This is a genomic window from Natribaculum luteum, assembly GCF_023008545.1.
GTDB lineage: Archaea > Halobacteriota > Halobacteria > Halobacteriales > Natrialbaceae > Natribaculum > Natribaculum luteum.
Map to the genome: position 1 here is coordinate 2,113,458 of NZ_CP095397.1, position 21,032 is coordinate 2,134,489.

Sequence of the window (21,032 nt, forward strand, 5' to 3'; positions counted from 1 at the left end):
TTTCGGAAAACAGGTACAGCAGACAGTATCAGGTCGTGTAGGAACTCTCGCCGACGACCTCGCGGAACTCGCCGCGGCCGACGCCCTCCTGTGGATCGTACTCGGTCACGTGTACGAGGACGCGTTTTTCGAGGTGCTCTGCCTCGACACCTTCGACGTACAGCGTCGTGTCGCCGATCTGTGCGACGCCGGTTCCGTCGCTGTTCCGTTCGGTGACGAACACCGCGACCTCTTCGTTCACTGGGAGGTCGGGCTGGTCACTGCGGAACCGCCATCCCTTCAGGTACTTCCCGAGGAGGCTCATACGCGCGCCACCTCCTCGGACTGGCGGTCGATGACGTACTCGCGACCGAAGCCGGTCAGCGCCGCGAGGAGGAACACGGCCACGAGCAGCCAGCCGTGGAAGACGTACGGGAAGACGTCTGCCGGGTTGACGACCATCGCCTCCGTGAACCACTCGTACTCGTCCGGGAGGTCGCTCATCGCGGAAAAGCCCACGAGAACGCCCCCGGACCAGGGGAAAATGTAACCGAGTGCGGACGTGTTGGCGTCCAGGATGTTCGCGCGTCGGTAGCCGTTGATGTTGAACCGCTCGCCCACTTTGGCGATGTAGGGCGCGATGGCGACCTCCGCGGCGGTGTTGATCGTGATCGCGGCGTTGATGAGGATCGACGACCCGACCATCGTCAACTCGGCGTTGCGAACGTTCGTCGCGACGTTCTCGAGCGACCAGTCGAGTGCCGCCTGGAACGCCCCGCCGCGGATCATGATCTGGGCGGCGGCGATGATGAACAGCACGAGGATGCTCAGCGCGAAAAAGCCTTGCGCGCCGGAGTAGATGCTACCGCCGACGCCGACGCTGAGGTCACTCGTTTCCGTGACGATTTCGATGATTGGCAGACCGGCGAGGGCGTCGGCGAGCGGTGCGTCCGCGGGGGCGCGGAAGACGACCATACTCGAGATCGGCGCGAGGCCGAGGGCGACGTTGAGCACGAACGCGACGACGATTCCCCAGGAGATCGCCTCGATGATGTGTCGCCCCGCCACTGCCGTTCCGATGACGACGGCCATCGAGAGGAGGTGAACGAGGCCGATTGGGTTGCTCTCCTCGACGAGGATCTCGGCCTGATCGCCAGTGACGTCGAGGCCGGGCATCGACGCGCTCGCGACGACGTAGGCGACCAGCGCGAGTACCGCGGCGACGACGGCGTACTTGAACCGCGAGGCGACGACACCGCCGATGTCCGAGTCTTGCGTGACCGCGCTCACGATCGTCGTGTCGCTGACGGGCGCGAGGTTGTCACCGAAGATCGCACCGGAGAGGATCGCGCCGAACAGCAAGACGGGATTCGCGCCGAGCAGTATCCCGGCCGGGAAAAACAGGATGACGAACGCGACCGTCGTCCCGTAGCCGGTGCCGATACCGGTCGCGAGCAGTCCCGCAAGCAGGAACGTCGCGGCGGGAAACAGGGTCGCGCCGATTCCGAGCACGTCTGCGAGCCACACCAGGCCGCTGACGAAGCCTCCCGCCTGGAGGGTCGTAGAGAACATCCCCGCCCAGATCCAGGCGACGATCGCCGTCACGGCGACCGGCTGGGTCATCCCCTCGAAGATCGTACTCGCGTAGGTCGTCCAGCTCCCTTTCACGAAGAACATTCCCACGATCAATCCGATCAGCATGCCGGCGACGAGGCCGGGTTCGTCGGCGATGCGCAACAGCGCCGTCTGGAAGATCGCCCACGCGATGAAGATCAGGATCGGGAGCGCACTCATCCCACGTCCACCGTAGAACTCGATCCGTGGCTCCTCCGAACCGGTCACCTGCGTGAATTCGTCGCCGGGTCTATCGTTAGCGTTGCTCATCGTCCCTGCTACGACAATGTTCGAACCTATAACTGTATTCCCGATCCCGCCGCTTGGCCGACGTCGGGCGTCTCCAGTGCCGAAAGACGATCATTTTAGTGGTGAACGCCCCACTATGCGGGCATGAGTCAGCAGGCCACGGACGACCGACTGATCGACCTTCGACGCGAACTCCACCGGAAACCGGAGCCCGCCTGGCGGGAGTTCTACACCACCGCGCGAATCGTCGCGGCCCTCGAGGACCTCGATTTCGACCTCGACGAACTGTACGTCGGCCGCGAGGCCATCGCGGGCGACCATCGCATGGGCGTTCCGGACGAGGCAGAACTCGAGGAGTGGTACGAACGCGCCCGCGATGCGGGTGCAGACGAGGCCGTCCTCGAGAAACTCGAGGGCGGATACACGGGTGCCGTCGCGGTCCTCGACCGCGGCGAGGGACCGACCGTCGGCCTCCGTGTCGACGTCGACGCCCTGCCGCTCGAGGAGTCGGCGGATTCCGAACACCGCCCCGCCGCCGAAGGCTTTCGCTCGGAACACGAGGGCGCGATGCACGCCTGCGGTCACGACGCCCACGCGACGATCGGGATCGGCGTCCTCGAGGCCGTCCAGGAGAGCGACTTCTCGGGTACGCTGAAGGTCTTCTTCCAGCCCGCAGAGGAGATCGTCGGCGGCGGCAAGTCGATGGCGAAAAGCGAGCACATCGAGGACGTCGACTACCTGCTCGCGACCCACGTCGGCCTCGATCACCCCACGGGTGAGATCGTCGCCGGCATCGACGGCTTCCTCGCGGTGAGCCACCTCGAGGCGACGTTCACGGGCGAATCCTCTCACGCCGGCGCGCGCCCGGAGGAGGGACGAAACGCGATCCAGGCGCTCGCGACGGCCGTCCAGAACCTCTATGCGATCCCCCGGCACGCGGACGGCGCGACCCGGGTCAATGCGGGCGTCGTCGAGGGTGGTACCGCGGCCAACATCGTCGCCGAGGAGGCACGCGTCGTCGCCGAAGTGCGCGGCGAGACGACCGAACTGATGGAGTACACGAACGAGCACGCCCGCAGGATCCTCCGGTCGGCGGCGGAGATGCACGACTGCGAGGTCGAGATCGAGACCGGCGCGGAAGCGCCGAGCGCGCGCAGCGACGACGCGCTCGTCTCGATCGTCGGCGACGTCGCCCGCGAGGTCGACGGCGTCGACCGGATCCTCGAGCGCGACGACCTCGGCGGGAGCGAGGACGCTACGTACCTCATGCAGACGGTCCAGGAACACGGTGGCCTCGCCTGCTACGTCGGCGTCGGCACTGACCACCCCGGCGGCCACCACACCTCGACGTTCGACGTCGACGAGGAGAGCATCCGACACGGCGTCGAGACGCTCGCTGAGACGATCGAACGGATCGGTCACGAGCATCCCTGATAGGATCTGCTGTACCGATTTTCCGGTGCACCCGCAGGCCGGCCGCAGTTGCACTGGAAGTGATCGACAGTCGTCCGTACGAGACGATGAGATTCGTTCTGTAGGCAACCAGAGTGACCTATTTGACGCTCGAACTCGATCGTTCGACCAACGTGCGTCCCCAACAGTGTCCCTCCATCCGATCCAGTCCGTGCCCGCACGAGGTGGCTCCGCCGTGACGTCGGTCCGTACCCGCGCCAGCCTCCTCGTCCGGACGGTCGTCGCCGCCGCCTGCTGTCTCGTGCTCTCGAGTGCCGTCATCGGCGCGGCCCTCCTGCTCGTCGCCGTCCCCGTCTACGCGGGCATTCACTACGGCGTGGCGGCACTTTCGTCACCAGAGTATCTCCCCGATGCCGTCTCCGGACTCGCCGGCGAAGCGCTCGCCGTCACGCTCGTCGTCGCCGTTGCCGTTCCCTGTCTGGCGATCGTCGAACTGTCGCTTCGGACCGTCCGGACGGCTCGCGAACGCTCGGCACCGGCGGGTGCGCTCGCCCAGGGCACCGTGGAACTCGCCTCGTACGTACTGTTGCTCTCGTCGCTGCTGATCGCGCTGGCCACGTTACCGTTCTTGCGCTCGGCACTTCCCGAGACGGTGTTTGCACTCCTCGTCTTGCTCGCGTTTTTCTACCTGCTGACGGCCGGCTACGTCTGGTCCGCTCACGAGTGGCTCCGCTCGAGAGACGACGTCGACGACGAGCGCACGGCCGGCGGCAACTGGCTCGTCGTGGGCGTCTTCGCCGTCGGCTACCTCAGCGTCGCCTACTGGCCCGGGTTCGCCCTCCTCGTCGTGGCCGCGCTCTGCTGGCTCGTCGTTGGTTCGATCCTCGCTCCCGACCACGTCGATCGAATGCGAGACGCCGTCGAGCACCGCGCCGCCGAAAGCGCCGAGGAGGTGCCCGTCGATCCCGACGACGTCTACGGCATCACGGATGAGGTCCGGCGTGTTCGCGCCCGGCTCGAGCGGACCGTGGGCCGTCATCCAGCCATCCCGGCGACCGTCGCCGTACTCGTTGCGGCTGGATGCAGCTACTGGGCAGCGACCCTCGCATCCGCCGAGACGATCGCCGTCTCGCTTGCCGCCGTAAGTGCCGTCGCGTTCGTGGGCATCCACGTCGGCGGTGCGATTCGCGCGGAGTTCGCTGCCGACACCGCCATCCTCCGGAACCTCGAGGGACAGTTCGACCTCGAGACCCTCGCGCACGGCGAATCGACGAGACAGGTCGTCGGAGTCGCAGGCTCGAGTTCCGACCGCTCGGCCGTCGACGACGCCTCGGCTCACGCCTCTCTCCAGTCGATCGTCACTCGTATCGCTGGACAGGCCGACCTCCCGGCACCCGAGATAAGAGTGCTCGAGCACGAGACTCCCGTCGCACTGACGGTGGGCTATCGCCCCGCTGGATCGACGCTCGTCTGCTCTCGAGGACTGGTCGAGACGCTCTCCGAGCGCGAACTCGAGGCCGTGGCCGCACACGAACTTGCCCACGTCGCCAACCGGGATGCCGCGGTGCTGACGGCGCTGTCTGCGCCCGGTGCCGTCGCGAAACTCGCCCGCAGCCGGTACGGCTACAACCCCGTCGTCGAGCCCCTCTCGATGCTGGTCCGAGCCGCGAGCCAGTGGTACGTCTTCCTCGTCTCGCGGGGCCGGGAGTACGCTGCCGACGACGGGGCCGTCGCGATCACCGGCGACCCCGCAGCGCTGGCGAGCGCCCTCGAGACGCTCGATCGCGACCTCGAGGCTCGCCCGACGACGGACCTGCGCGACCGTGGGACCGCGGCTGCGTTCTCGATCGTGCCGCCGCCGTGGGAGGAACACCGCTTTTTCGATCGCACGCGTCGGTTCGTCGCACGCACGGTTTTCGGGACACATCCACCGACCGAGAAGCGCGTCGAACGGCTCCGGTCGTACGTCGGGTGATCGACGACCATCCCGACCGCCGGCCGGGAGCGGGCTTCGAACCCCGTGAGAAGCCCGCGACCCGGGGGAGGGCAGGCGGCCCACCGTCACCCACCGCGAGCGAACGGAGTGAGCGAGCGGGACGACGACTGACAATGTCTGCCGTTCCTGTTTTCCGAAAACCGCCAGACAGCTCGTGGTTGCTCCGGTGATGACTACAGCAAGCGTTATGGCTCGAAGTGAGCAATGCGAGCGGAGAGAAAGGAGGGGGCGTTTGCTCGAGCTTTTGCCGAGGGCGGCACGGCCCGCAGAGCAAAAGGTCGGTGCTAATACTTGGGATCGGCCCCCGTCGTCTCGTAGACCCCTTCCATCAGATCGTCGCGCTCGCGTTGCCAGTCGGCGAGCCCGTCCGGACTCGAGGGGTAGCGCTCGTAGTGGGCGAGGATCTCGTCGGCGCGGCGCTTCGTCTGGTAGAGGTTCCAGATCGTTCCCCAGTGGCCGCGGCTCTTGAGCAGGGCCTCGAGTTTGAGCTTCCAGCCGATGTTCGTGCTGCCGGAGTAGAGCGCCTCGGCGAGTTTGTCGCCGGGCATCGCCGCGAGCAGCCCCATCAGGTCGTCGACGTCGACGGCCGTCGAGAGGATGTTGTAGACGTCCAGCGCGGCGTAGCGTGCGCCGTAGTGGTCCATCACGCGCTCGTTGTACCGCCAGAGGGTCTCCTCGCTGACGTCGCCGGACTCGAGGGCCTCGATCACCTGGTCGGCTGCGTACTTGCCGGCGTACGCCGCGCCCGCGATGCCGCCGCCGGTGGTCGGGTTGACGTGTCCTGCCGCGTCGCCGACGGCCACGAACCCGGGGTGGACGGCGGAGTCGTACGGCCGGCGGGTGGGGAGGGCCGCGCCGAGTTTGTCCTCCACGCGCGCGCCAGAAAACTCCTCGCGGTCGCGGAGGTCGCGTTTCAGGTCTTCGACGAGTTTCATCGGCTCCTCGGTCATCTGGAAGCCGAGGCCGGCGTTTATCTCGGTGTCGGTACGCGGGAAGTACCAGAGGTAGCCCGCCGCGCGTTCGGTCGGCTTGAACACCAGTGCGTCGGACCACTCGACCGGCTCCTCGACGTGGACGATCTCCCGGTAGGCCGAACAGAACTGCGAGTAGTTGACGTTCGTGTCGAACGTCGACGAGGAGAAGTCGACCTTGTCCTGCAACAGCGAGAGCGAGCCCGCCCCGTCGATCACGACGTCGGCCTCGTAAGTTCGGGGCTGGCCGTTCCGGGTCGCCGTCACGCCCGTCACTCGACCGTCGCCGTCCTGGAGGACGTCCTGGACGACGGTGTCGTAGTGAAACTCTGCGCCCGCTTCGCTCGCACCCTCGATGATCAGTCGTCCGTACTTCCAGCGGTCGATGACCGCGAGTTCTCCCGGAATCGGGATCTCGAGGACGGTGTCCTCCTGTGGAATCTCGAAGCGGCCGTGGTCGACGCCGGTGTTCGTAAACGCGGGCTCGAGTTTCTCCTTGGGGATCGCCTCGGGGAAGGCGTCGGCCCCCTTCAGGGCGTCGCCACAGGCGATGTGTCCCGCTTCCTCCTCCGTCTTTCGCTCGAGGACGATGACGTCGTAGCCGGCTCGAGCGATCGTCGCCGCGGCGTAACAGCCGGCGGTCCCCGCGCCGACGACGACCGCATCCGGCGACTGGGTCGCCCTCGCGGCGTCGGCGGACTGTTCCTGGGTACTCATAACCCGTGTGTGTAGTCCGGAACGAGAAAACGTTTTTCTTGCAATCTGTCGCTTTCCAGGGGCCAAAACGTCCATAAAAAGTAAAGTCCGGGCTACCCGTATCCGGGGCCATGACAGAGTACACCGTCGAGTTCGTCGGCACGGGCGAAACCATCACGTGTTCGGACACGGAGACGATTCTCAGCCGCTGTCTCGAGGAGGGGATCGCCCAGGAGTACTCCTGTCGCGTCGGGATGTGTCTGGCGTGTTCGGCGGAGATCCTCGAGGGCGAGGTCACCCAGCCCGCCGCCCGCGGGCTCACCGAGGCGGAGGCCGAACAGTACGCGCTGACCTGCATGGCCCGCCCGCAGTCGGATCTAAAACTCGAGCGCGGGAAGTACCCGCAGAGCATCGAGGACGACGTCGACGCGCGGTCCTCGAGCGAAGCGGCGACGGCGGACGACTGAGCGACCCGGCGTTTCGATCGCCGACAGACGTCTCTCTCGCTTTTATACTACGCAGTCAGTGCACGTTCGATCGCGTCTCACGGCCCGTCGCCGCTGGCGATGGCCGTTCGAGTGCGATCGATGTGTGAATCGTGTTGTCCAGTAGTATCAGTTATGGACTCGAGAATACGGACTGCGCCGGATCGGCGCGGATGGACTCGTGGGCCGTACGACTCGCCGCGACGGTCACGGCCGGCGTGAAAACGGCGTCTCCGAACGGACGAGGAGAACGCGCTCGAGGCCGTCAGTCGACGAAGTCGATGTCGTCGTCGCCGGGCTGGACGGCCTCGCTCTCGGGACGGCCGTAGATCTGCGGGGACTCGACGCCGGTGACGACGATCATCGTTCGCATCGACCCCTCGAGAGATTCGTCGATCGAGGTGCCCCAGATGATGCGCGCGTCGGGGTCGATGCGGTCGTAGATTTCCTCGACGACGCCCTCGGCTTCCTCGATGGACATGTCGTTGCCACCGGTGACGTTGACGAGCGCGGAGTTCGCCCCGGAGATGTCGACGTCGAGCAAGGGCGATCGCAGTGCCGTCTTCACGGAGTCTTCGGCTTTCGCCTCCGAGTCGGCCTCGCCGAGGCCGATCATGGCGACGCCGCCCCGTTCCATGACGGTTCGCACGTCGGCGAAGTCCAGGTTGACGAGACCGGGCTTCGTGATGAGTTCGGTGATCCCTTTCACCGAGCGCATCAACACCTCGTCGCTCACCTTGAACGCCTGTTTGACGGGGAGTTTGCCGACCGAGTCGAGCAGGCGGTCGTTCGGGACGACGATGACCGTATCGGAGACGTCACGCAGGCGCTCGAGGCCGGCTTCGGCGTTGGTCCGCCGGACCTCACCTTCCGCGGTAAAGGGCGTCGTGACGATCGAGATAGTCAACGCGCCGGCCTCGCGGGCCGCCTTCGCGACGACCGGGGCCGAGCCAGTGCCGGTGCCGCCGCCGAGTCCGGCGGTGACAAACACCATGTCCGAGCCCTCGATGGCGTCGTAGATGTCCTGCTGGCTCTCGAGGGCGGCCTCCTCGCCGACCTGCGGGAGCGAGCCGGCACCGCGACCGCCGGTCTTCTGCTCGCCCATCAGGATCTTTGTGTCGGCCTCGATCTCCACGAGGTGCTGGACGTCGGTGTTGGCGGCGACGAGTTTCGCACCGTGGATCCCCTCCTGTTGCATGCGGTCGACGGTGTTACCGCCGGCACCGCCACAGCCGACGACCGTGATGTCCGTCTGGAGGTCCTCGAGTACGTCGGCCAGTTCGTCGTCGGTCATCGTCCCCGACGCGTTCTCCGCATTCGAATCGACCTCCCCGGAGAACTCCGCTTGCCCCCCGTCTTCGGCCTCGTCGATAGCGTCTTCGACAATCGAGTCCATTCTTGGCCCGGTATAGTATATGGAGTGTAATTACCTTTCCCCTACACGTCAGACATCCGTCTGACAACGAAATTTCGTTTTACTTGTCCAGATCCGTACGCCGGCTACCCCGGTCGAGGCTGCGACTAAAAGTTATTACCGTCGTCTTTACTACCGGTCAGATCGAGAACCTGTGCGTTTCGTCGACGCGAACTGCCTCGGGACTGACCAGTTCGCCGTCGACTTCCACCGCTTCGCCCGCCGCGAGCTGGCCGAACTTCGGTCCCTCCGGGACGCCCAGTTCGCTGGCGCGGTTCGGATCGAACGCACGCTCCTCGACGACGACGGCGTCGCGTTCGATCCGAACCGAATCGTACTTCTTCTCGAGGACGGCTGCGAGCGCCTCGACGATCGCCTCACGGACGTCCTCGTCGTCGATTGCAGCCCGTTCGCCGACGCGACTCGCGCCGTTCGTGGTCTCGAACGCGACCGTTCGCTCCTCGACGGCCTCCCAGACCCGGTCGGGGTCGATCCCCTCGGCCGCCTCGATCACCTCGACGGGGAGGTCGACGACGGTAAACGAGCCCGTCCGTCGCGTCCCGAATCGGACGCCGTCGTCGATGGCCCCGAGTTCGCGCTCGATCGACTCGACTGTCTCGAGCGGGCGGTCGTCGACCTCGCGGAGCCAGGTCTCGCTCACGACGCGGTAGCCGAGGTCCTCGAGGACGGCCTCGAGGTCCGGTCTCGCGTCTTCGACGACGGCGAGGTCGGCCTCGCTACAGTCGAACGCTGCCTCGAGGACGTCACGGTGTTCGTCGGGGTCGCCCATGTCCTCGAGGGCCCACTCCGAACCGACGTGGCCGACGGCCCACGAGGTCTCGCGGACGATACGTTCGAACCGGGGGACGTAGTGGGTGCCGCCGAAGCCGACGAGCTGCCTGTCCCGGTGGGGTGAGACGTCGCGGAGCGCGAGGATCGCCCGGGCGACGGCCTCGGCCCCGTCGGGGTCGTCCCACTGCTCGTCGTCGCTTCCCAGTTCCGCGAACAGCGAGGGGACCCCGACGTCGGTCGGCCCGTGGTGGGTACACTCCATGCCCACGTCGTAGCCCTCGGGTGCGTACTCGTCGAACGCCTCGAGCAGGCGAACGAGCGCGTTGGGACAGGCCGCCGCGAGTGCGTGGTCGTCTCCGCCGTACTCCGCCGGCCCGAAGTTGCCAGTGAAGTGGCCAGTCAGCAGCGGGCCGGTGTCGCCGGAGTGGCGCGACGCGAAGACGAGCAGGTCGGGGTCACAGTCGAACGCCTCGACGGGCCCCTCGAGGTCGAGGTGGAAATCGGCGAACGATCGGAGTTCGGCACCCTCGGTTCGATACCAGCGGCCACCGCCCTCGGCGTCGGGACGGGTGTCGTCCTCGAGTCGTTCCCAGTCGGCGAGCTCCCGGAGAAACGTACAGACGTGCTCGGAGGCGCGGTCGGCACGGCTTTCGACGATCGCGATCACACGAGTCTCTCGACGGCGCGACCCTGAATACGCTCCGCTTCGATCGCGGCCGTCGACCCGACGCCGTCCGTTCTCGCGAGACGTCGTGTCGGTGAGGGCCGGTGTCCGTCCCGCGCTGCACTCGCACTCCCGGATTGATCATGTAGATAGACATCACCCACCACGAGTATATGTGACGTGCTACCAAAAACCAACTAGGAACTGGTCTGATTCAACCGAAATCCCCACCGTAATCTGATATTTACTGGATTTAGGAGGGGTATACCAATACCAGACCTCCGCCCTTCGTGACGGTACATGCAACTCGATGAACGAAGTCGTACATCGGTACCGAACGCAATCGCGTCGCCGCGGGCGAAACTCGTGTACCTCTGTTTGCTGGTCACGGATGGGGCCACCGTAACCGAACTGCAGGAACTGCTCTCTCTCAAGAAGATCACGATTCTGAGCGTGCTCGACTCGCTCACGGAGTTGGAACTCGTCGCACAGCGTGATCACGTCTACGCCTGCGTGTGATCTCTCATGACCGAAGCGAACGCCACCCCTTCACGGTCGAGACGCGTCGAACTCCGGGTTCGCGAGCGTATCCCTGCCTCCGTGGCCGACGTCGTCGACGACGTCGTCGACAGGCTGGGACGGCTCGAGGCCGATGGCGAGATAGCCGAACTCCAGGTCTCGACCTGGAGTCGACGCTGCGGAACCGACGCCGTCGCGAGCGTCGACACGTCTGTCGCTGCGGCGGTCGCGGAGTTTCGATCCTGGGCCGACCGCAACGGCTACACGCTCCGTCCGGCGTTCGACCGTCGCGACGTCTCGTCGATGGTCGCCCGGACGTCCCGCTCGGAACTCGTGGTGCCGATGATCTGTCTGGCCGTCTACGAGGACGACGACCTCCAGTGTGTCGCTCCCTGCTCGGACGGCGACGACGTGTTCACCGCCGCCGACTGCCTCGCTGCGCTCGAGTCGGACGCGTCGGATCCGATCGAAGTGCCGTTCGAAAATGACGGTGCAGCCGACGACGTAGACGCCGCCGAACGGGAGCGCGCGTCGGCCTGACGGCCGGTTTCGCCGCCGCAATCGTCGTTTTTCGCGATCGCCGGTCAGGTAGCGTCGACTGCGCTCACGGGAACAACAGGTAGACGAACGCGCCGTACCCCACGACGAGGATCGCGCCGTCGATGCGCGTCAATCGGTCGCCGGTGGCCATCATCGCGACCAGTCCGAGAGTGAACGCGACCATCGCGGGAAGTTCGAATCGAAGCGTGCTCGTGGAGATGGAGATGGGAGCGATCAGCGCGACGACGCCCAGTACCGCCAGAACGTTGTAGATGTTCGAGCCGACGACGTTGCCGACCGAAAACTCGGCGTGACCCCGAATCGCGCCGACGACCGACGCCGCGAGTTCCGGCAGCGAGGTGCCGAGTGCGAGGACGGTCAGCCCGATGAACAGGTCCGAAAAGCCCATCGCGGAGAGAACGCCGCGACCGCCGCTGATGAGCCAGCGCGACCCGAGCACGAGCGTGAGCAGTCCACCGATCACGAACACGACGTCGCGGGCAGCGATCCCCGCTCCAGCGTCGGGGTCGTCCACCGCTGGTGCGGGATCGGAACCGAGATAGTACAGCAAGTAGGCCGTAAACCCGGCGAGGACGAGCAGGAAGAGCAGTCCCTCGAGTCGGCCGATCCGGCCGTCCAGCCCGAGGATCGGCAACAACACCGCAGCGAGCACCATGAAGGGGACGTGTCTGCGCATCGTGGTGCCGCTGATCGTCAGCGGACTGATCAGGGCCGACACGCCCAGGACGAGTCCGATGTTCGCGACGTTCGAGCCCACGATCGCGCCCAGTCCGATGTCCGTGGAGACCTCGAGTGCGCCGATGATCGAGACGAACAGTTCGGGTGCGGTCGTCGCGAGGGCGACGATCGTCACGCCGACGGTCGCCGCCCGGAGGCCGAGGCCGAGTGCGAGTCGTCTCGCACCGGCGACGAGCAACTCGGCACCGGCGTACAGCGCGACGACGCCGCCAACCAGCAGTAACAGATAGAGGGCGACTCCCTCGAGGAGCATGCGCGGGAGTACTCTCGAGGGTCGTATAAGCGGTGCGAAACGCGATCCGCCGCGTCCGCCGCTCGAAACGCTGCCGGAGTCGGACCGATTATGCCCCCGCCGACTCGAGTGCGAGTATGCACGTCTTCGGTCTACTCGGCAATCCGGTAGGTCACTCGCTGTCGCCGCCGATGCACGAGGCGGCGTACGACGAACTCGGCCTCGACGCGCGGTACGTCACCTTCGAACCCGCCCCGGACGACCTCGAGTCGGCGATACGCGGTGCCAACGCGCTCGGAATTCGGGGGCTGAACGTGACGATTCCGTTCAAGCAAGATACCCTCGCGTACGTCGAACCCGACGACCTGGCCTCACGGATCGGCGCGGTCAACACGATCGACTTCTCGGGTGAGGGGCCACCGACGGGCCACAACACCGACGCTGCCGGCGCGGTTCGGGCGCTCGAGCGCGGCGACGCCGACCTCGAGGGAGCGACGGCCGTCGTCGTCGGCGCGGGCGGTGCGGGTCGCGCGATCGCCTTCGGTCTCGCCGACGTGGGTGCGACCGTCGCGATCGTAAACCGGACCAAATCGCGCGCATACGACCTCGCGACGGCGGTTCCGGACGCGTCGGGCCACGGTCTCGAGTCGCTCCCGGACCTGCTTTCCGACGCCGACGTCCTCGTGAACGCGACCAGCGTCGGGATGGAAGAGGACGTCTCGCCGGTCCCGGCCGAGGCGTTACACGCCGACCTGACGGTGCTCGACGCGGTCTACAGCCCGCTCGAGACGCGTTTGCTTCGCGAGGCGAGCGAGCGAGGGGCGACGACGGTCGACGGCGCGTGGATGCTCCTCTACCAGGGCGTCGAGGCGTTCGAGCGGTGGACGGGCGAATCCGCGCCCATCGAGGTGATGAACGGCGCGTTGCGGTCGAGACTGTAGCCCGATAGACTGTTCGAGTAGCGTTACTGCCACGATCAAACGACTTTAAGTGTGACAACCCTCTACGTCGAGGTAATGGCGATCCTCCAAAAACTGAAGTCGCTGCTGGGGCTCGGCGACTCGCAGTCGGACCATCGGCGAGAGCGGGACGTGGGCGTGACCGTCGAACACGAGAGCGGCCAATCTGACGAGACGGTCGACTCGAGTCGACCCGTCTCGTCGCCGTCCGACGAGAACGCCGTCGACTTCTCGACCACGAGTACTCCCGAGTCGGAATCTGAACCGGCCGAGAGTCAGGTGGAAGAAGCAGAGTCGACCGAACCCGACGTGGAACCGGAGTCCGAGCCCGAGTCGGAACCCGAACCAGAACCGGAATCCGAATCCGAGCCCGAACCGGAGCCCGAACTGGAATCGGAGTCGGAACCGGAACCCGAACCGAAATCCGAGTCCGAGTCGGAGCCAGAACCCGAACCCGAACTGGAATCGGAGTCGGAACCGGAACCAGAATCGGAACCCGAACTGAAATCCGAGTCCGAGTCGGAGCCAGAACCCGAATCCGAACTCGAATCCGAGCCGGAACCCGAATCCGGGTCCGAACCGGAGTCCGAACTGAATCCGGAACCGGTCGACGAGATCAAGGGCATCGGTCCGGCCTACGCCGACCGCCTCGCCGGTGCCGGCGTCGAAACCGTCGGCGAACTCGCGGCTGCAGACGCGGCCGAACTCGCCGAACAGACCGACATCTCGGAGACGCGTATCCAGGGCTGGATCGATCGAGCGGAAGTCCGCTAGCGGGGGCAGACTCGAGTCGGCAGTACAGACGCTCGTTTTCCCGGTGAGATCGAACGAACCGCAAGACGGTTACGCGACCCCCGCCAGGTTCTCGGCATGACCGAGCCGTACGTCGTCACGACGGCCGACTCGTTCCGCTCGGCCGTCGCCGACGCTCCCGGTGGTTACGAACCGGGAGATGGAACCCGAGCCCCGCCCGAGCGGGGCGTCGAAACCGTCCGCGTCCCCGTCGAAGTTCGCGTCCGGGTCGACGACCCCTTTCTCGCCTACCGTCGCGCCCGGGGCGGAGCCGACGCCGACGGCGCCTTCCTCGAGACGACCGGCGGACAGCCTGGCTGGGGCTACTTCGGCGTCGATCCCGTCGACCGACTCACCGTCGGCCCGGACGCCGTCGCTCGAGCGAGCGACGACCGCTCCCCGACGCTTGCAGCACTCGAAGGACTGCTCGAGGGCGACGCGCTCTCCCGTGGCGACTGTTCGATACCCTACCCCTGTGGTGCGATCGGCTGGCTCTCCTACGACGTCGCCCGCGAACTCGAGGAGCTACCCGAGTCGGCCGTCGACGACCGCCGGTTGCCGCGACTCGAGGTCGCCGTCTACGATCGGCTCGCGGCGTGGGAGGAACCGACCGACACGATCAATCAGAACTCGAGAAGTTCCGAAGACGGCGAGACGACGCTGCGAATCGCGGCCTGTCCGCGCGTCGGTGACGACCCGGACGCGGCGTACGAACGGGGTCGCGAGCGGGCGCTCGATCTCGCCCGCCGCACCCTCGACGGGGAGCCGTCGATAGACGACCCGCCCGTTTCAGCGCCGGCGGTCACGTTCGAGAGCGACTGCGGTCGCGAGGCGTTCGCCGACCGCGTCCGCCGGGTCAAGGCGTACGTCCGCGACGGGGACACCTTCCAGGCGAACGTCTCCCAGAGACTCGTCGCGCCGGCGGCCGTCAACCCGGTCGCCGCCTACGACGCGCTTCGCCGGGTGAACCCCGCGCCCTACTCCTGTCTGCTCGAGTTTCGCGCCGCGGAACTCGTGAGCGCGAGCCCCGAACTCCTGCTCGAGCGCGCGCCGCCACGCCCCTCGAAAGACTCGAGCGGGCGGCGTCAGCGAGAGCACGACGGCGACTTCATCCGGACCGAACCGATCGCCGGCACCCGGCCACGCGGGGAGACTGCAGCCGAGGACGACCGCCTCGAGGCCGACCTGCTTGGTGACGAGAAGGAACGAGCCGAGCACGCGATGCTGGTCGATCTCGAGCGAAACGACCTCGGGAAGGTGTGTGCCTACGGCAGCGTCGCAGTCGACGAGTACCGACGGGTCGACCGCTACGCCGAAGTCATGCATCTGGTCTCGAACGTGACCGGTCGGCTTCGCGAGGGTGCGACGCTCGCCGACGCCATCGCCGCCGTCTTCCCTGGCGGGACGATCACCGGCGCACCGAAGCCCCGGACGATGGTGATTATCGACGAACTCGAGGCCACGCGGCGAGGGCCGTACACCGGCAGCGTAGGGATCTTCGGGTTCGACGGTCGGGCGACCCTGAACATCGTGATCCGGACGCTCGTCCGCTACGGCAACGAGTACCACCTGCGGGTCGGTGCGGGGATCGTCCACGACTCCGATCCGTACCGCGAGTACGACGAGACGCTCGACAAGGCGCGGGCGCTGATTACGGCGGTCGACGACGCCCTCGGCGACCGGGCGGAGATGGCACTCGAGGCCGACGGCAGGCCGGCAGCCGGTAGACGTGGTGGTGATACCGATGGCTGACCCTCGCATCCTCGTGATCGACAACTACGACTCGTTCGTCTACAACCTCGTCCAGTACGTGGCCGAAGCCATCGCTTCGGCAGGCCCTGCGTCGTCGCGGAACGTGGGTGAGGTAACCGACGAGGTGGTGGTCCGTCGCAACGACGAGATCGACCTCGAGGAAGTACACGACCTCGATCCGACGGGAATCGTCGTCTCGCCCGGCCCCGGAACGCCGGCGGACGCCGGCGTCTCGATCCCACTGTTCGCCGAGACCGACTACCCCATCTTAGGTGTCTGTCTCGGCCACCAGGCGCTGTGTGCCGCCCACGGCGCGCCCGTCGTCCACGCACCCGAGGTCGTCCACGGCAAGCCCTCCGTCGTCACCCACGACGGCGACGGAATCTTCACTGGACTGCCCGACAGGTTCCATGTCGGACGCTACCACTCGCTGGCCGTCGAACGGGCGGATCTGCCCGACTGCCTGCTCGAGACGGCCCAGACCGCAGACGAGAGCGAGGTGCTGATGGCGGTCCGCCACCGCGAGAAACCCCACGTCGGAGTTCAGTTCCACCCCGAGAGCATCCTCACGCGCGAGGTCGACGCCGGTACGGCCGACGACGTGAGGAGCGGCGAGTCGATCACGCTCGAGGTCGGCAAGCGGCTGGTCGAAAACTTCTGTGCACTCGCAGCCGAACGCGCCGGTGAGCGTCGATGAGCGACGAGCACATCTATCACGTAAACGGTGACCTCGTCCCGGCTAGCGAGGCGACGGTGTCCGTCGCCGACCGCGGCTTCCGGTACGGCGACGGCGCGTTCGAGACCGTACGCGTCTACGGCGGGACGGTGTTCGAGTGGGACGCACACGCCGACCGCCTCGAGCGCACCTGCGAGGCGCTCTCCCTCGAGCATGGCCTCTCGCGGGCGGATCTCCGAGCGCGAATCGACGAGACGCTCGCGGCGAACGACCTCGAGGACGCCTCGGCGCGGCTCTCGATTACGCGTGGCGTCCAGCCAGGGAAGCTTACCCCCCGTCCCGAGGTCGACCCGACGGTCGTCGTCTCCGTCGACCCGCTCCCGCGTGGCGGCCTCGAGGGCGACCCCGTCTGGGATGGGCCGGCAACGCTCCAGACGGTTCGGACACGCCGTGTCCCCGACGAGGCAATCCCGTCGACGGCGAAGACGCACAACTATCTCAACGGGATTCTCGCCCGTCAGGAGCTGTACGACGCCGACGAGGCGCTGATCCGCGACCTCGAGGGCTACGTCGCGGAAGGGGCGACGAGCAACGTCTTTTTCGTCGCCGACGACGGACTCCACACACCGACGACCGACGGCCCCGTGCTCCCGGGAGTTACCAGACGCGTCGTCCTCGAGCTGGCGGCAGAGGCCGGGATTCCGACCCACGAGAAGTGGTACGAGCCGGCCGAGGTTCGCGAGGCCGAGGAGGTATTTCTCACGAACTCCTCGTGGGAGATTCGCCCCGTCGAGTCGGTCGACGGCATCGACGTCGGCGACGGACCGGTGACGGACCTCCTCGCCCGACTGTTCGACAAACGCGTCGAGAACGAGCACTACTAGACCTGCGTCGGCGACGGGAGCAGTTCGCGCTCGACCCCCTCGAGGTCGAGGACGAACTCGTGACCGAAGGCGGTCGACGGCGTCTGATAGCCGTCGGGGGCGTCCCCCTCGAGCACGCGCTTGGCCGAACTGACGGCGGCGTCGGCCGTCAGCGCGTACGTGTTCGGTGTCCACAGGCGTGCGCGCTCGGTTCGGTCGCCGTCGGTCACCTCGACCTGGACGACCGCCTCGCCGCGTTCCCGTTCGGCCGCGTCGGGACCGTCGACGGCGGTTTCGACGACCCGCTCGAGACCCTGTCTGATCGGCCAGCTACCCAGCAGCGACTCGAGAGACCGTCCGGCCTTCATCGCGCGGATCACGGGATTCGGCAGGTCGACGTAGACGGCGACGTGCTCGACGCCGGTGCTGTGGGCGGCCGTCACGACGTCGCCGAGCGGGACCGTGACGGTCGTCGTCGGCCCGCGTCCGAAGTCGAACGTTCGAGTGTCGTAGGCCGTCGGCACGCGGATGAGTCGTCCGTTTCGGCGGACGACGCCACCGCTTCCGAGGTTTCTGACGGTCGTCACCAGCGTTCCACGTGAGAGCGATCCCCAGTTCGCGATCCCGACCGCGAGGTCGTCCGCCGACGGGAGCCGTTCGTGGAGGTACGTCGCCAGGCAGTCCGAGGGGACGACGTCGAACCCGACGCCTGGAAGGAGCGTCACGTCCGCTCGTTCAGCCCGTCCACCCAGTCTGGCGAGTCGCTCGAACACCGCTACCTCGCCCGTGACGTCGAGGTAGTCCGTCCCGGTCTCGAGACACGCCTCGACCAGCGGATCGCAGGTGTCGACGAACGGCCCGGCGCAGTTGCAGACGGCCGCGAAGCCGTCGAGGTGTGCGGTGACGTCCGACTCGAGGTCGAAGGCCCGTCCCTCGACGCCGAGGTCATCGGCCAGGGCTGCGACCCGCTCTGCGTCGCGGCCGGCGACGACGGGAGCCCCTCCCCGTGAGACGGCTTCGCGAGCGATCAACCGACCCGTGTACCCGTACGAACCGTAGATGAGGAGGTCGTCCATGCCGGGCGTTCCGCGGGCGAGACGGTAAAGCCCTCGCCAGCCTGGTACGAACCGATATCCGACGGTATAAGTTCGATCGGCCGATATCCGCCGACGATGGACGACGATCGGATCACCGACCTCGAGGCGGTCCCCGACGACACCACGCACCTCTTTAGAGTTCGAGACGACGAGACCGACGAGGTGAGAGAAGCGATTCTCGTGCGACAGAACGGCGACGTCGCTGGGTGGCTCAACTACTGCCAGCACTTCACCCACATCCACCTCGACAAGGGGTCCGGCGCACCGATGCGCAACGGCGAGATCGTCTGCGAGAACCACGGCGCGTACTTCGAATCCGACACGGGACTGTGTACCTACGGCCCCTGCGAGGGCGCGTACCTGCCCGACGTCGAGGTGACAGTCGACGACGGCGAGGTGTATCTGACCGACGACGACTACGAGTTCGTCGGTCCTGGACCCATCGAGAAAGACGACCTCGACCGGGTGTCGAAGTCGAACGTCGAATTCTAGTAACCGGGAGCGACCAGGTCTCGCTCCTGTTCGTACTCGAGCAGGCCGGCGTCGACCAGTCGTGGCAGGTGGTCGTGATAGAGCGAGATGTACACTTCCTTGACCTGCTCCGGCGAGAGGTCGACGATCGATCGACCGGTCTCTCGCTGTGCGACTTCCTCTGCGACGTCTGGCAGCGTGAGCGCCTCGTCGTGGGCCCTGACGACCTCGATCAACAGTCGGCGACGACGATCCGCGAGGAGCCGAAACGCTGCGTCGACTGCTTCAGGGGGGAGGTCTTCGCACTCGAGGCGATCGAGTACCGTCAGCGCGACGTCGGCACAGTCGCCATCTCGGTCGGAGGTGTCCGTCATTCGTTTACCAGCAGTCTCGAACGTACAGACGGAGGCGGAAAGCGACTGCGATCGATCGCCAGCGGATCGAGAGCGGCCGCGGGTCCGTCTGTACGCCCGATGATTCCTACGCAGTACTAGCCGACCCCGTAAATAGGCGTGTCGAAACGCGACCTACTGCCCTGCGGTGGATCGTCGGTTCGGCGGTCGAGCGCGGTCGGTTCGGCGATCGAACGACGCCCGCTACTCGATCGTGAACGTCGGTTCGTCGACCGACTCGCTCTTGCACTCCGGGCAGCGAGACGGCCGGTTGAGCAGATCGTCGAAATCGTCGAATCCACACTCCCGACACGACGGCGGCGCGACGAGCAACTGCTCTCCGTTCCCCTCGACGGAGTGGGCGACGTGCTCGACGTGTCTCATCGCGGCCTCGGGCGTAAGGTCGAACGTCGCCGCCAGCGCGCTCGGCGTCGCGGGTTCGTCGGAGAGAAACTCGCGTATTCGGCGCCGCGTCGTTCGGTCTGCCTCGCGCATACCCGGAGGTGACGGGCCGTGCCGACATACGTCTTCTCCCCGACGCCCGATGCGGTTACGGGTCGCCGGCGACTCGAGTCGTCCATGGCCGCCACCGCGGACGAATTTCCGGGGAAGGCCACCGCACTCGGGGCGACTCTGCACCCTATTTAGGACGCCCTAAAACCGTAACTACTTACCCCGTGACGGTGAATCCATCCGTCATGAAAGCCGTCGTTCTTGCTGGCGGGTACGCGACTCGGATGTGGCCGATCACGAAACATCGGCCGAAGATGTTCCTCCCGATCGGCGAGTCGACCGTCGTCGATCGCATCTTCGCCGAACTCGAGGCCGACGACCGGATCGAGGAGGTCTACGTCAGCACCAACGAGCGGTTCGCCGCGGACTTCGAGGCCCACCTCGCAGACAGCGAGTTCGAAAAACCACAGCTCTCGATCGAGGAGACGACCGAAGAAGACGAGAAGTTCGGCGTCGTCGGCGCACTCGCCCAGCTGGTCGACCGCGAGGGCGTCGACGACGACCTGCTGGTCATCGCGGGTGACAACCTGATCAGTTTCGACGTCGCTGACTTTCTCGACTACTTCGGGCAAAAAGACGCGCCGACGCTCGCCGCCTACGACGTCGGCTCTCGCGAGAAGGCCAAGTCCTACGGCCTGGTCGAACTCGAGGACGACCGCGTCGTCGACTTCCAGGAGAAACCCGAGGATCCAAAGAGCACCCTCGTCTCCATCGCCTGCTATGCTTTCCCCCGCGAGTCGCTCTCGCTGCTCTCGACGTACCTCGAAGAGGACAACAACCCCGACGAGCCCGGCTGGTTCGTCCAGTGGCTCCAGGAACGCGAGCCGACCTACGCGTTCTGTTTCGAGGGGGCGTGGTTCGACATCGGCACCCCCGAAAGCTACCTCGACGCCGTCGGCTGGCACCTCGATGGCGACTCACTCGTCGCCGAGAGCGCGACCCTCGAGAACGCGACCGTTGGCGAGAACGTCCACGTGATGGACGGCGCGACGCTCGAGGACACCCACGTCGACTACTCAATCATCTTCCCCGACGCGACGGTCAAAAGTGCCGACATCCGCCGGTCGATCATCGACGAGAACACCCACCTCGAGGACCTCGACCTGGCTGGGGCGCTCATCGGGGCTCACACCACGATCAACGGCTCGTCGGACTGATACGGTCTGCTGTAACTGTGTACCGGAGCAACCGCAA

The 21,032-nt window shown here is 66.4% G+C and carries 21 protein-coding genes; 12 read left to right on the plus strand and 9 right to left on the minus strand.

Features of this window, described 5'->3' with window-relative positions; genetic code table 11:
* Positions 1 to 28: 28 nt before the first annotated feature.
* Complete coding sequence (locus tag MU558_RS10920) at positions 29 to 304, minus strand: DUF7513 family protein (protein WP_246966304.1); 276 nt, start codon at positions 302 to 304, stop codon at positions 29 to 31.
* Positions 301 to 1,863, minus strand: a complete 1,563-nt coding sequence (locus MU558_RS10925) for a Na+/H+ antiporter NhaC family protein (RefSeq protein ID WP_246966305.1) — start codon at positions 1,861 to 1,863, stop codon at positions 301 to 303. Before MU558_RS10925 ends, MU558_RS10920 begins: the two co-directional genes overlap by 4 nt.
* A 123-nt stretch (positions 1,864 to 1,986) precedes the next feature.
* Between MU558_RS10925 and MU558_RS10930 the strand changes: the two genes are divergently transcribed.
* Together MU558_RS10930 and MU558_RS10935 are read left to right on the plus strand one after the other, a co-directional pair.
* The gene (locus MU558_RS10930) at positions 1,987 to 3,276 is read left to right on the plus strand and encodes an amidohydrolase (RefSeq protein ID WP_246966306.1); all 1,290 of its coding nucleotides are present in this window, start codon (positions 1,987 to 1,989) and stop codon (positions 3,274 to 3,276) included.
* 214 nt (positions 3,277 to 3,490) lie between these two features.
* Entirely contained in the window at positions 3,491 to 5,230 is a 1,740-nt protein-coding gene (locus tag MU558_RS10935; RefSeq protein ID WP_246966307.1) for a M48 family metallopeptidase, read from the plus strand.
* A 305-nt stretch (positions 5,231 to 5,535) separates the two neighbouring features.
* Here the strand turns inward: MU558_RS10935 and MU558_RS10940 are convergent, their stop codons facing one another.
* Positions 5,536 to 6,939 carry a geranylgeranyl reductase family protein gene (locus tag MU558_RS10940; RefSeq protein ID WP_246966308.1) on the minus strand — a complete coding sequence of 468 codons (1,404 nt, stop codon included), beginning with the start codon at positions 6,937 to 6,939 and terminating at the stop codon, positions 5,536 to 5,538.
* A 110-nt stretch (positions 6,940 to 7,049) separates the two neighbouring features.
* On the opposite strand from MU558_RS10940, the gene MU558_RS10945 reads away from it, so the two are divergent.
* Positions 7,050 to 7,385, plus strand: coding sequence for a 2Fe-2S iron-sulfur cluster-binding protein (locus MU558_RS10945; RefSeq protein WP_246966309.1), 336 nt, complete (start codon positions 7,050 to 7,052; stop codon positions 7,383 to 7,385).
* A gap of 283 nt (positions 7,386 to 7,668) precedes the next feature.
* Here the strand turns inward: MU558_RS10945 and ftsZ are convergent, their stop codons facing one another.
* Together ftsZ and MU558_RS10955 are read right to left on the minus strand one after the other, a co-directional pair.
* Complete coding sequence (ftsZ, locus tag MU558_RS10950) at positions 7,669 to 8,799, minus strand: cell division protein FtsZ (RefSeq protein ID WP_246966310.1); 1,131 nt, start codon at positions 8,797 to 8,799, stop codon at positions 7,669 to 7,671.
* 157 nt (positions 8,800 to 8,956) lie between these two features.
* A complete protein-coding gene (locus tag MU558_RS10955) occupies positions 8,957 to 10,276 on the minus strand; it encodes a D-aminoacyl-tRNA deacylase (RefSeq protein WP_246966311.1) in 1,320 nt (439 codons plus the stop codon).
* Between the two features lie 297 nt (positions 10,277 to 10,573).
* Here MU558_RS10955 and MU558_RS10960 point away from each other — a divergent pair, with 297 nt between their 5' ends.
* Together MU558_RS10960 and MU558_RS10965 are read left to right on the plus strand one after the other, a co-directional pair.
* Complete coding sequence (locus MU558_RS10960) at positions 10,574 to 10,792, plus strand: MarR family transcriptional regulator (protein ID WP_246966312.1); 219 nt, start codon at positions 10,574 to 10,576, stop codon at positions 10,790 to 10,792.
* Positions 10,793 to 10,798: 6 nt separating this feature from the next.
* The gene (locus tag MU558_RS10965) at positions 10,799 to 11,332 is read left to right on the plus strand and encodes an HTH domain-containing protein (RefSeq protein ID WP_246966313.1); all 534 of its coding nucleotides are present in this window, start codon (positions 10,799 to 10,801) and stop codon (positions 11,330 to 11,332) included.
* 64 nt (positions 11,333 to 11,396) lie between these two features.
* Here the strand turns inward: MU558_RS10965 and MU558_RS10970 are convergent, their stop codons facing one another.
* The gene (locus tag MU558_RS10970; protein ID WP_246966314.1) at positions 11,397 to 12,344 is read right to left on the minus strand and encodes a calcium/sodium antiporter; all 948 of its coding nucleotides are present in this window, start codon (positions 12,342 to 12,344) and stop codon (positions 11,397 to 11,399) included.
* Positions 12,345 to 12,460: 116 nt separating this feature from the next.
* Here MU558_RS10970 and MU558_RS10975 point away from each other — a divergent pair, with 116 nt between their 5' ends.
* The 5 genes from MU558_RS10975 to MU558_RS10995 all read left to right on the plus strand — a co-directional run bounded on the left by MU558_RS10975 (position 12,461) and on the right by MU558_RS10995 (position 17,386).
* Positions 12,461 to 13,264 (plus strand): shikimate dehydrogenase, encoded by an 804-nt coding sequence (locus MU558_RS10975; protein ID WP_246966315.1) that lies wholly within the window; start codon positions 12,461 to 12,463, stop codon positions 13,262 to 13,264.
* A 75-nt stretch (positions 13,265 to 13,339) separates the two neighbouring features.
* Entirely contained in the window at positions 13,340 to 14,056 is a 717-nt protein-coding gene (locus MU558_RS10980) for a helix-hairpin-helix domain-containing protein (RefSeq protein ID WP_246966316.1), read from the plus strand.
* Positions 14,057 to 14,152: 96 nt separating this feature from the next.
* The gene (locus tag MU558_RS10985; RefSeq protein ID WP_246966317.1) at positions 14,153 to 15,826 is read left to right on the plus strand and encodes an anthranilate synthase component I family protein; all 1,674 of its coding nucleotides are present in this window, start codon (positions 14,153 to 14,155) and stop codon (positions 15,824 to 15,826) included.
* A complete protein-coding gene (locus MU558_RS10990) occupies positions 15,819 to 16,523 on the plus strand; it encodes an anthranilate synthase component II (RefSeq protein ID WP_246966318.1) in 705 nt (234 codons plus the stop codon). Before MU558_RS10985 ends, MU558_RS10990 begins: the two co-directional genes overlap by 8 nt.
* Positions 16,520 to 17,386, plus strand: coding sequence for an aminotransferase class IV (locus tag MU558_RS10995; RefSeq protein ID WP_246966319.1), 867 nt, complete (start codon positions 16,520 to 16,522; stop codon positions 17,384 to 17,386). Before MU558_RS10990 ends, MU558_RS10995 begins: the two co-directional genes overlap by 4 nt.
* Here MU558_RS10995 and MU558_RS11000 read toward each other — a convergent pair.
* Positions 17,383 to 18,441 carry a saccharopine dehydrogenase family protein gene (locus MU558_RS11000; protein WP_246966320.1) on the minus strand — a complete coding sequence of 353 codons (1,059 nt, stop codon included), beginning with the start codon at positions 18,439 to 18,441 and terminating at the stop codon, positions 17,383 to 17,385. The two genes, MU558_RS10995 and MU558_RS11000, sit on opposite strands and share 4 nt — an antisense overlap.
* A 96-nt stretch (positions 18,442 to 18,537) precedes the next feature.
* Here MU558_RS11000 and MU558_RS11005 point away from each other — a divergent pair, with 96 nt between their 5' ends.
* The gene (locus MU558_RS11005; RefSeq protein WP_246966321.1) at positions 18,538 to 18,954 is read left to right on the plus strand and encodes a Rieske (2Fe-2S) protein; all 417 of its coding nucleotides are present in this window, start codon (positions 18,538 to 18,540) and stop codon (positions 18,952 to 18,954) included.
* Here MU558_RS11005 and MU558_RS11010 read toward each other — a convergent pair.
* Positions 18,951 to 19,307 (minus strand): DUF7344 domain-containing protein, encoded by a 357-nt coding sequence (locus tag MU558_RS11010; RefSeq protein WP_246966322.1) that lies wholly within the window; start codon positions 19,305 to 19,307, stop codon positions 18,951 to 18,953. The genes MU558_RS11005 and MU558_RS11010 overlap by 4 nt on opposite strands.
* 222 nt (positions 19,308 to 19,529) lie before the next feature.
* Positions 19,530 to 19,820 (minus strand): transcriptional regulator, encoded by a 291-nt coding sequence (locus MU558_RS11015; protein ID WP_246966323.1) that lies wholly within the window; start codon positions 19,818 to 19,820, stop codon positions 19,530 to 19,532.
* Positions 19,821 to 20,023: 203 nt separating this feature from the next.
* Between MU558_RS11015 and MU558_RS11020 the strand changes: the two genes are divergently transcribed.
* Positions 20,024 to 20,995, plus strand: a complete 972-nt coding sequence (locus MU558_RS11020; RefSeq protein WP_246966324.1) for a nucleotidyltransferase family protein — start codon at positions 20,024 to 20,026, stop codon at positions 20,993 to 20,995.
* Positions 20,996 to 21,032: the final 37 nt, after the last annotated feature.